The following is a 10,311-nucleotide window of genomic DNA, read 5'->3' as shown; positions in this document are numbered from 1 at the left end:
GAGCCGCATCGCGCGGGTTTCGGCTTTGGCCTCGCGGTTGCGGTCCGCACCAGCGAAGGGCTGTCGTCGGTCCCCGGCAATCCCGGCGAGTTCACCTGGAACGGCGCGTTCGGGACGCAGTTCTTCTGCGATCCCAACGAGCGGCTTGTCGTAGTGGTAGGAACGGCGGCGCCCGGTGAGCTCCGGAAATACTATCGCGAACAGGTCCAGGACATCGTCTATGGCGCGATGGTGAAGTAGCGTCAGCGCACCTTGATAGAGAAAGGGCGGCCGATCGGCCGCCCTCTAGAATCCAGCGTCAGCTTAGGACGCCGTATTTCTTGAACCAGGCCTCGGCCTGCTTCCAGGCATCTTCCGCGGCGTCCTTGCGGTAGCTGCCGCGGTAGTCGGCATGGAAGCCGTGCGGCGCTTCGGGGTAGATCTTGAATTCAGCCGTCTTCTTGTTCTGCTCGAGCGCCGCCTTGAGCTGCTCGACCTGGGCGACGGGAATGCCGGTATCGGCGCCGCCATAGAGGCCGAGCACGGGTGCCCTCATCTCGGGTGCGAGCTGGAGCGGGCTCTTCGGCCACAGCGGGTTGGCGGGGTCGACCACCGTCCCATAGAAGGCGACACCCGCCTTGAGAGTACCGCCGTGAGCGGCATATTCCCAGACGGTGCGCCCGCCGCGGCAGAAGCCGATGATGCCGAGCTTGGCGGTTTCGCCGCCCTGCGATCCCGCCCACGCCACCGTCGCATCCAGATCGGACAGCAGCTCGGCGTCCGGCTTGACATTCACGACCGCCAGCAGGTCCTTGATGTCGGTGACCCTGGTCAGGTCGACGCCCTTGCGGAAGTAATAGTCGGGCGCGATTGCGAAGGCGCCGAGCTTGGCCAGGCGCCGCGTCACGTCCTTGATGTATTCATGCAGGCCGAAGATCTCCATCGCCACGATGATCACCGGCGCCTTGGTGTTGCCGGCGGGGCGGGCGAAATAGGCGGGCATCTCCTCGGAGCCGACCTTGATCCTGGCGTCGCCGGCCTGGAGGCCGCTGGTGTCCGTCGTGATGATGTCGGCACGGACTGGACCTGCCGCGAGCGTGTAGCCGGCGGCGACAGCCGCGGTGGCACTCATGAATCCGCGGCGCGAGACCGGGGCAACTTTCGTCAGCCCGACGACGTCGGATGTCATGGTCGTTTCGAAACTCATCAGTCTATCCTTCCTGCTGCCTGCGATGGTACCCCCGGGGGCGACGCATTCGCCAATAGTCGCCGGGGAAACGCAAATCACCAGCCTGCGAGCATGTAGTCTTCAGGCCTGCATGAGCCGGATCGAGATGATGCCGCGGGCCGGCGATCGTCCGCGCGCAAGGCCACGCGCAAGCTTTCCGGATTTGATCGTGTGCCCGATTTAACCGCGTGGCTGCGCTGCGGCGCAACATCCGTTAACCGAAAACGAGGGTTCTTCCGCCGCACCTCACGCGGTCAGAAGTTGCAGGCGCTCCGCCCCTTCGCGCAATTCGAAACGCTTCGCCGCAACAAATGGGCTCCATGGTGGCCGCAACGACACATCATGTTGCCCGGATGTTGCGCGCTATCGGAATCCCGCACGCGAGCCGCCGTCATTTGACTGAAATTTTCAGAAGAGTTGAGCCGTGCGGTTTACTCGAACTTTCTTTGTGACGCTCTAGTTCCACGGCCGGAAGTTCCATCTCCGGAAACGGAGAGACGTCTTCCAAGTACGCCCCGCCGTCCGGCCCAAGGATCGCCCGAGAGTTTCATTCTCGTCCACCCAGATTGCGCTACCCGAAGGCTCAATTGAATAAAGCTTTATCCGACCTGGATGTGAAATGAATTTGGCTCGCGAATCGATTGAACTGTTGGAGCAGGTCGCACGAATCCTGTGGTTCGAAGGCACCAAGCACGGCTTGCGCGACCGCGAGTGGATGGCGCTGCGCTTCCTCTCCCGCGCCAACCGGTTCTCCCGCACGCCCTCGGCGCTCGCGAGCTACGTCGGCACCACGCGCGGCACCGCCTCGTTCATCATCGGTGAGCTCGAGCGGCTCGGCTATCTCGAGCGAAAGCGCTCGGCCAAGGACAAGCGGTCGGTGATGCTGAGCGTCACGCAGCAGGGCAAGAAGTTCCTGGCGCGCGACCCCGTCAGCGTTCTCGTCGAGGCGATTGCCGTTCTCGACGACGAGGCCAAGATCCGCTTCCGCGACGCGCTCCGCCACGTGCTGGACCAGTCGGACGCGGCCGAGCAGCGGCACCATACCGACATCTGCAAGCGCTGCATCTTCCTCCGGGAAGATCGCACCACGGCGGACGGCAAGACGACGGTCGAGTTCAGCTGCCGCCTGTTTCGCGCGCCGATCGCGGAGCCGGAGGTCGATCTGCTATGCACCAGCTTCGAGCATCACCGCCAATAGAGGGCGCCGTCGATCAGGGCGTTGCCTTGCGCGACGAATAGATCACGCCCCCGCTGGATTCGACCACTAGGCGCCCGTTCTCGTTCCGGATCTCCTCGATGCGGCCAAGGCCGGGCACCTGCTGCCCCAGCACGGCCTCGATGACGCCGTTCGGGCTTTGCAGGATCGCAATCCCCTCATAGGCCTGGCGCACCGACCAGCCCTTGACCACCTTCCGCGGCGCCGATGCGCGCTCGGAGGGAGGCACCGAGCCCGTGACCTCGGGCGCTGCGAGCGAAGCCATCATGGGCGCGGCCTGTGACGGCTGCGATTGCGCCAAAGTCGGCGCCGGAGCCTGGGCTTGCGCCTGGGCGAGCTTGTCGAGCTTCACCGTCGAGGACGAGCTCACCCGCTCGATGCGGTCCAGATTCTCCGCAAACCTGCCGAAGCGATCATTGGTCGCCTTGCTCGATTGATCGACCGCGGTGCGCAGGCCGTCGAGATTTTCGGACACGCCCGACACCTGCTTGCGTAACTGGGCGACGGTCTCGCGCAGATTCCTGATCTCCGTATTGGCCGCGACATTGTTCTGGGCGGGCTGCGTGGTGAGATAGGCGATCACGCCGGTGCAGGCGCAGACCACCAGCACGGCGGCGACCGCCAATGTCGCGAGCGGCGCGACCCAGGTCGGCCGGGGCGGCGGCGGCTTGGCCACGATCACTGCCGGCTTCATCACGACTGGCGCAGGCTTGGGTATCGCCATCTTGTCGAGGCGCGCCTTGGCGCGAATGCGCTTCAGCCCCTCGAGCGCCTCTTTCGCCAACGCTTCGTCGCTCGCCGCAGCCGACGCACGCTTCGCGCTCGCGGCGGGCTTGGCCGTTTGCGTCGCGTTGTCCTTTGTATTGCCTGGCGCCGGAGCCGGCTTCGCCGCCGCGGAAACGTCAGCAGTCTCGTTGGGACGAGCTCTTCCATCGGACAACATGCAAGAATGCTCCGTTCGGTTCGATCTATCGAACGACGAATTTATTTGTCGAAGCTTGCCCGAAACGTGCGCATCGAAAACTTTTCATCGCGCCCGACGCGACGTCGCATGAGTCGAAAGCGTCACGCACGTGGCGAGAGTGCGACTCGAAAGACACACCCTCGCCAAGATTTCGCCAAGCTGGAGTCGCCTCGCCGTACATGAGTCGAATTGTCGCATGTGGAAAAGCGGTGGAGAGAGTCAATCCGGGGTTGAAAACCCCTCCATGCGCCTACCCCGCAGCAGCACCCAAAACAGCTGTGATTATACGGGGATGCGGAACTATAGAACCGTCACGGTGCAAAACTAGTTCGGAATCCAAATCAACTGATACGTTTGAATATATCAAGAAACAACTCGAAACAAACCAACAGCATCAAACACACATAGCAATCGCTTTGTTGCGCGCGCTTGATCGGAAATCGGCAATTGTTACGGTCCTACTCAAGTGATTCTCGCCAGTTGGCGAGGAGATCAGCAAAGTTCGGTAGCGTTCGGACGTGATAAGCAACTTGACGCAACTGTTCTAGGTCGCTGTCTCAATCCGCTCCGCGAGGTGATCCGCAAGACACCCGCCGGGCCTCACGCAGTAAGCGTTCAGTATCGAGTCGAAGTAACAGGCCCGCGGAAAACGCAGGCACTGAGTGCGTAGGGCTGCCCGCGAATATCGAAACCATAACAACGGTTCGCGGGATGGAAATATCGTCAAACAGCATGGTCGCCGGGCCGGGCATCACAACAACCCACCGGCCGCGACAAGTGCGAAACAGGGGCGAAAGACTGATGTATATTATCGTTGATGATCGCGAGAGCGTCGCGAACAGCTATGTTGGAGGGCTCGTTCGCGAAGGCGTATCGTCGATCGGCTTCTCCTCCGGAGAATTCTGGGACTGGCTGCAATCTGCGAGTGAATCCGACCTGGCAGCGGTCGACGCCTTCCTCCTCGGGGACTGCGACGCCCGCGGAAGCCTGCCGCGGGCGATGCGCAAGCGCTCCTCGGCGCCCATCATCGCCATGAGCGGCCAGAAGATGCTCAAGAGCACGCTGGAGCTGTTCGAATCGGGCGTTGACGACGTCGTGTACGTGCCGATTCACCTGCGCGAGATACTCGCCCGAACGGCCGCGATCGCGCGCCGCCGGGTGGGCGAGCTACCGAGACCCTGCGAGACCAGGATCCAGGTCTTCTTCAACGGACGCGACCCCGAGATCGCGGGCCACGCCCTCACCCTGCCCCGCCGCGAATTGCGCATTCTCGAATATATGGTCAGCAACCACGGCAAGTGGATCACCAAGACGCAGATCTTCAACGCGGTCTACGGCATCTTCGAGTCGACCTTCGACGAGAGCGTGATCGAGAGCCACGTCAGCAAACTGCGCAAGAAGCTCCGCGACCGCCTCGGCTTCGACGCGATCGTGGCCCGGCGCTACGTCGGATACCGCCTCAACATCCCCGCCGGCGAGACCGTCGACGTGCCGATGCAGGATCTCGACGAGGTCGGCATCCTCCTCAACAGGGCGCATGCCGTCCCGGCGGCCTATCCAGCCGGAAACTGACGCGGCAGAGCGCTGCCGCGGAAAACGACAACGGCCTCTGCGGAGCACCTTCGCAGAGGCCGCTGCTCTTTCAGCGGCGGAGACGGCAGAACGCAGGCCTCGCGGCACGAGGCGCCGCCATACCAAAGCGCGACGAGATCAGGCCCGCTTTGGAATCCTGGTCGAGCATGGTCCTCCCGGAAAGCCGCTTCGCGCCTGTCCGGACCACGCTCTAGGGCTTTTGCTGGAATTCTTCTTTCGAGACGTAGTTGAAGTCCTCGACCAGGACGTCCTGGACGACGTCGGCCTGCATCCGCTGGTTGACGCGCTGCTTGATGCCCGTCGTGAGGATCGAGAGGTCGTAACGGGCGAGCTTCCTGAAATCGAGGCGGTCGTCGGCATAGATCCTGCGGAAGGCCTCATCGACGACGAACGGCTCCGGCGGAACGTTGAGCTGGTGCATGGTCCGCGCCTCCACGGTGTAGACGAAGCGCGCGACGATGTAGCCCTGCACATTGCCGTTCTCGACCATGGGCACGCTCAGCGCCCGCGTCTTCTGGTATTGGAGCCCATCGAGATATGCGTCCTTTGCCGGCAGCAGGCTGCCGTTTTCCTTCCAATAGGCCACGGCGTAGCTCGTGCCTGCCGTGAGGATGCAGACCCAGAGCCCGGCAAGCACGAGTCTGATCATTTTCCGTCCTGCGCTTCGCGACCGGTGTAGGTGCCGTCCGAATCGGCATCCCTGATCGCCTTGACGATGATGGTCGCGACCTCGCGCACCGCGTCGTAGTGCATTTCGAGGATGGAACGATTCCGCTCGAGCTTCTCGCGCAACCGCTGGATCTCCTCGGTGATCTCAACCTCGCTGCCGAGATGCATCCGCGCCCGCATCAGGCGGACGAACTCGAGCATGCTCCGGCTCTTGCGGGCGCTGAAGTCGTCGAAATCGATCTTCTTGCCCGTAGCGAGCGCAACCGTCTCCTCCTCGACGATAGCCTCGAGCCGGCGGATCGCCGCCAGAAGGCCGCGCACCTCGTCCGCTCTCGCCGCCTCGGCGCCGTCGACCACCGCCTCGCCGCCGACGTTCGACAGCAGCACGGGCAACAGCGCATCGTCCGATGCTGCTTCAACCGTCATTGCCCCGGTGTCCACGACCGGCTGCTCCATCACCAGGGCTGCCGCGCCTTCTTGTGCCTGCATTGGAAATTCACCCCTCAACTTCTGTCACCCATTCTCGGATCATCATCCGGCCTTCCCCGTCACGTCCGGTCCCTCCGGATGCGCGCCGGCAAGCTGTCTCGCAATGCCGATGCCCTTGCCCTTCGCGAGCTGGTTGCCGAGCTGCTCCGCCAGCATCGACTTCCAGACGCTGCCGGCGGTCCCCTTGCCGAAGAGTTCCTCGGATTCCTTCGGCAGCATCGTCTCGACGAAGGTCTGGAGGATGAACGCCTCGAACTTCCGGTAGACGTCGCCGGACGCCGGCGCCTTGATCACCTGCACCGGGGCCCCGTTCACCGCCCCCGACTGCGCTTCGGAAACCTGCGCCGCGGGTTGACCGGCAGTAGCCGCCTCGGCCTTGCCGGCCTCCGCGTCCATCGTGGCGGCGAAATCGGCGTTCGACGATTTCAGCGCATCGAGCTTCGCGGTCGCCGCGCGTTGCGTCACGGGGTCGGCGGCCTCGAGAACGTCGAGGACGAGGTCGGGCGTCGCGGTCACGATCATGTCTTGTTCCGGCTGGCTGGCCGTGGCGTCCACTCGCGCACGGTGAGGCTTGTTCCTGTCATCTCCTCGAGCGAGCGCTTTTCCGCCTCGCGAAGCTTGTCCGCGAGCGCCGCCTTGGCGACTTCCTCGAGCTGTTTCACACGCCGGCTCTCCGCACGAACCTGGTCGAGCTGCCGCGAAGCCTGCTCCTTCACGGCGCGCGCACCGACGCTCGTCCTGTTGAGGCGCCGCGCGATCGACTCGCTCGACGATCCCGCCGGCGGCCTCCCCTCGTTCAGCGCCCCGACCAGCCATTCCTGCTCGTCCTGCAAGCTGCGCTCCTGCTGCCGCAAGTGTGCGAGCTGCCATTCGGACAGCCGGAGCTGGAGCTTCACGAGCGAGACCATCCGACCGAGCTTGTCTGCGCGCGACCTCATGATGGTCATTCCGCCAGCCAGGACGAGACGCCGAGCATGAATTGCGTCAAGAGCTCGTCGCTGGTGAGATAGAGCAGCAGGAAGCCGCCGAACAGCACGAAAGGCACGGAGATGAAGTAGACGGGAATCGCCGGCGTCAGCTTGTTGATCAGGCCGACCGCCAGGTTGACGATGACCGAATAGACGATGAAGGGGCTCGTGATCCGCAGTGTCAGCACGAACGCCTCCGACAGGCGGCCGACGAGCTGGTCGAGCGCCATGCTGCCGCCGAGCCTGTCGCCGGGATGCCAGACGTCGTAGGAGTTCATCAGCCCGCGCAGCACCTGCCAGTGCTGGTCGGTCATGAAGAACAGCGTGGTGACGGACGCCATGATCAGCGGCACCAGGGCCGGCGCCGGATCGGTGTCGGCGATCGGAGTGCCCGGGATGTTGCTCAGCCCGATCGCACTGGCCATCACGGTCGCCATGGTCTGAAGCGCGAGGAAGAACACGCGCCCGCCGAGGCCGATGACGCTGCCGACCAGGATCTCGGAGCCGATCAGGAGCGCCAGCGTCAGCGGCGCCGCGTTGTCCGTCAGAGGCTTCAGGACCGCGATCAGGATCGGCGTCAATGCAAACGTCGTGACGAGCGCGATGAACAGGCGGACCTGGGCCGGAACGTTGACGCTGGAATAGCCGGGCACGAACATCAGGCAGGCGCCGATTCGGCAGAACACGATGAACGTCACCAGCACGCTGTCGGCGAGGCTGCTGATCACGATATGGCTCCGAGCGCCCTGATCTCGGCGCTGCGCGCAACTTCCACATGCGACAGGACCGGCAGTGTCGGGAACACCCGCTCCAGGATCATCCGGACATAGGGTCGGGCTTCCGGGGTCACCGCCAGCACCACGCTGGTGCCGTTCTCGGTGAACTTGCGGATCGCGGCGCTGGCGTCCGTCGCGAACTGCTCGATCRGGCGCGGATCGGCGTCGAATTCGACGACGTCGCCCTTGGGGTCGCGCTTCAGGCTCTGGTGGAAGGCGAGATCCCAGCGGTTGCCGAGGCGGACCACGTTGAGCACGCCGTTGTCGGAGAGGTCGCCGCAGATCTGCTGGGCAAGACGCGTGCGGACATGTTCTGCGACCTGTTCGGAGCGCCGCACATGGGGCGCGATCTCGGCGATCGCCTCCAGGATCAGATGGAGATTACGGATCGACACGCGCTCGGCCAGCAGGATCTTCAGGATCGACAGCAGGCCCGAATAGGAGATCTGTGACGGGCAGAGATCCTCGATCAGGCGCTTGTATTCGGGATCGAGCCGGTCGAGCAGCGCGCGCATGTCCTTGTAGGACAGGAGCTGGGCGAGATTCGCCCTGATCACCTCGCTCAGATGCGTGAGCAGCACCGACAGGTTGTCGACCGGCTTGCAGCCCTGCCGCCTGACTTCGTCGGTGAAGGCTTCCGTCACCCACAGCGCCTTCATGCCGAAGGCGGGTTCGATCACCTCCTCGCCGGGCACGTCGGGCTTGCCGTCCTTGTCGACCAGCACCAGCACCTCGCCGAGCCTGAGCTCGCCATGCGCGACGCGGGTGTCGTGGATCCGGATCTGGTATCCCTTGGGATCGATCGACAGATTGTCGGTGAGCTTGATCTCGGGAACGACGAAGCCGTACTGCTTGGCGAACTTCTTGCGGATCTTGGCCACGCGATGGGCAAGCTCGGTGYGCGAGCCCAGCAGATGGACCGAAAGGTGGCCGCCGAGCGCCAGTTCGATTTCCGCGGTCTTGAGCGATTCCTTGACGGATTCCTTGGCCTCGGCCTGCGTGCGTTCGTCGGCCTTGCGCGCGTCCTCTTTCCGCTCCCGCGCCGCCTGCCGCCTGGGCAGCGTGTAACCGACGAAGGCCATGACGCCGCCGAGCAGCACGAACGGCGCCATCGGCAGCCCCGGCATGAAGGCGAGCACGAACATCATCAATGCGGCGGCCGACACGGCGCGCGGATAGCCGCTGAGCTGCCGCAGCACGGCCTGCTCCGCCGAGCCCCTGGTGCCGCCCTTGGAGACCAGCAGGCCCGCCGACAGCGACACGATCAGCGCCGGCATCTGCGACACCAGACCGTCGCCGACCGAGAGCTTCGTATAGACGTCGGCGGCGCGCGACAGCGTCAGGCCGTGATGGGTGACGCCGATGATGATGCCGCCGAAGATGTTGATCGCGGTGATGATCAGGCCGGCGATGGCATCGCCGCGGACGAATTTCGACGCACCGTCCATGGCGCCGAAGAATGCGCTCTCCTCTTCGAGCTCCCTGCGCCGGCGCTGGGCTTCCTTGTCGTCGATCAGGCCCGCGGACAGGTCCGCGTCGATCGCCATCTGCTTGCCGGGAATGGCGTCCAGGGTGAAGCGGGCGCCGACTTCCGCGATACGGGTCGCGCCCTTGGTGATCACGACGAAATTCACCGTGACGAGGATCGCGAAGATGATCAGGCCGATGACGAAGTCGCCGCCCATGACGAATTTCGAGAAGCCGGCGACGACATGGCCCGCGGCCTGCTCGCCCTCGCCGCCGCGCGACAGGATCAGGCGGGTGGTCGCGACGTTGAGCGCCAGCCGCAGGATCGTTGCGATCAGCAGCACGGTCGGGAAGGCGGAGAAGTCGAGCGGCCGCTGGATCCACAGCGCGACCATCAGGATCAACGCCGACAGCGCGATCGAGAAGGCGAGGCCGAGATCGATCAGGATCGGCGGTATCGGCAGGAACAGGATCGTGAGCATGGCCACGATGCCGCCTGCAAAAAAGGCATCCGCCCCGAGTCGTCGCGGGTTTGGCAGGCTAGCAGCTAACGTATCGGCCATGGGTCACCGGCAGAGGGTCCGCCCGGTAATCTGCCGCGCAAAGCTTACGCGAGGGTGGTGGCCGAGGCCTCGCGGCTCAGAAGCCGCGCTCGATATGCGAATAGACCATCTCGGTGAAGGTGGAGAGATGTGCGCCGATGAAGGAGCCGGAGATGGCGACGACCACCAGAATGACGATGATCTTCGGAACGAAGGTCAGCGTCACCTCCTGGATCTGGGTCAACGCCTGGATCAGTGCAATGATGGTGCCGACCAGCATCGCCGCCCCGACGGCAGGCCCGGAGGCGACGATGATGGTCCAGATCGCCGCCTGGACGATGTCGAGGGCGTCCCGCTCGTTCATGACTGGCTGATCGTGAGCCCGGGCCCGATCGCGACTTTCGTGCCGTTCTCGAGGGT

At 64.2% G+C, this 10,311-nt stretch carries 11 protein-coding genes and 1 pseudogene; 3 read left to right on the top strand and 9 right to left on the bottom strand.

Going from position 1 to position 10,311, the window contains the following annotated elements; translation table 11 throughout:
• Positions 1-240: pseudogene (locus tag AC1D00_RS11515) on the top strand (serine hydrolase domain-containing protein); the annotation flags it as partial.
• Between the two features lie 58 nt (positions 241-298).
• Here AC1D00_RS11515 and AC1D00_RS11510 read toward each other — a convergent pair.
• Positions 299-1,186: a dienelactone hydrolase family protein gene (locus AC1D00_RS11510; protein ID WP_477010752.1), complete on the bottom strand. Its 888-nt coding sequence runs from the start codon at positions 1,184-1,186 to the stop codon at positions 299-301.
• 640 nt (positions 1,187-1,826) lie between these two features.
• On the opposite strand from AC1D00_RS11510, the gene AC1D00_RS11505 reads away from it, so the two are divergent.
• A complete protein-coding gene (locus tag AC1D00_RS11505; RefSeq protein ID WP_135175722.1) occupies positions 1,827-2,405 on the top strand; it encodes a MarR family winged helix-turn-helix transcriptional regulator in 579 nt (192 codons plus the stop codon).
• Between the two features lie 13 nt (positions 2,406-2,418).
• On the opposite strand, the gene AC1D00_RS11500 is transcribed toward AC1D00_RS11505, so the two are convergent.
• A complete protein-coding gene (locus tag AC1D00_RS11500) occupies positions 2,419-3,366 on the bottom strand; it encodes a hypothetical protein (protein ID WP_404553427.1) in 948 nt (315 codons plus the stop codon).
• Positions 3,367-4,188: 822 nt separating this feature from the next.
• On the opposite strand from AC1D00_RS11500, the gene AC1D00_RS11495 reads away from it, so the two are divergent.
• Positions 4,189-4,959, top strand: a complete 771-nt coding sequence (locus AC1D00_RS11495) for a response regulator transcription factor (RefSeq protein ID WP_027546136.1) — start codon at positions 4,189-4,191, stop codon at positions 4,957-4,959.
• 211 nt (positions 4,960-5,170) lie between these two features.
• Here the strand turns inward: AC1D00_RS11495 and AC1D00_RS11490 are convergent, their stop codons facing one another.
• The 7 genes from AC1D00_RS11490 to fliQ all read right to left on the bottom strand — a co-directional run bounded on the left by AC1D00_RS11490 (position 5,171) and on the right by fliQ (position 10,255).
• The gene (locus AC1D00_RS11490) at positions 5,171-5,629 is read right to left on the bottom strand and encodes a hypothetical protein (protein WP_135175725.1); all 459 of its coding nucleotides are present in this window, start codon (positions 5,627-5,629) and stop codon (positions 5,171-5,173) included.
• Positions 5,626-6,138, bottom strand: a complete 513-nt coding sequence (locus AC1D00_RS11485; protein WP_135175726.1) for a flagellar biosynthesis protein FlgN — start codon at positions 6,136-6,138, stop codon at positions 5,626-5,628. The genes AC1D00_RS11490 and AC1D00_RS11485 overlap by 4 nt, the downstream gene beginning before the upstream one ends.
• Before the next feature lie 42 nt (positions 6,139-6,180).
• Positions 6,181-6,660, bottom strand: a complete 480-nt coding sequence (locus AC1D00_RS11480; protein WP_167770977.1) for a rod-binding protein — start codon at positions 6,658-6,660, stop codon at positions 6,181-6,183.
• Positions 6,657-7,076 (bottom strand): hypothetical protein, encoded by a 420-nt coding sequence (locus AC1D00_RS11475; RefSeq protein ID WP_135175728.1) that lies wholly within the window; start codon positions 7,074-7,076, stop codon positions 6,657-6,659. Before AC1D00_RS11475 ends, AC1D00_RS11480 begins: the two co-directional genes overlap by 4 nt.
• Positions 7,077-7,081: 5 nt before the next feature.
• The gene (gene fliR / locus AC1D00_RS11470) at positions 7,082-7,834 is read right to left on the bottom strand and encodes a flagellar biosynthesis protein FliR (RefSeq protein ID WP_135175729.1); all 753 of its coding nucleotides are present in this window, start codon (positions 7,832-7,834) and stop codon (positions 7,082-7,084) included.
• Positions 7,831-9,912, bottom strand: a complete 2,082-nt coding sequence (flhA, locus tag AC1D00_RS11465; protein ID WP_477010751.1) for a flagellar biosynthesis protein FlhA — start codon at positions 9,910-9,912, stop codon at positions 7,831-7,833. Before flhA ends, fliR begins: the two co-directional genes overlap by 4 nt.
• A 76-nt stretch (positions 9,913-9,988) precedes the next feature.
• Complete coding sequence (gene fliQ / locus AC1D00_RS11460) at positions 9,989-10,255, bottom strand: flagellar biosynthesis protein FliQ (protein WP_008130649.1); 267 nt, start codon at positions 10,253-10,255, stop codon at positions 9,989-9,991.
• Positions 10,256-10,311: the final 56 nt, after the last annotated feature.

It is taken from the genome of Bradyrhizobium sp. P2_E8, assembly GCF_056403875.1.
Note: the sequence above shows the minus strand (reverse complement) of the source record. Positions and strands in the feature narration are given on the sequence as shown.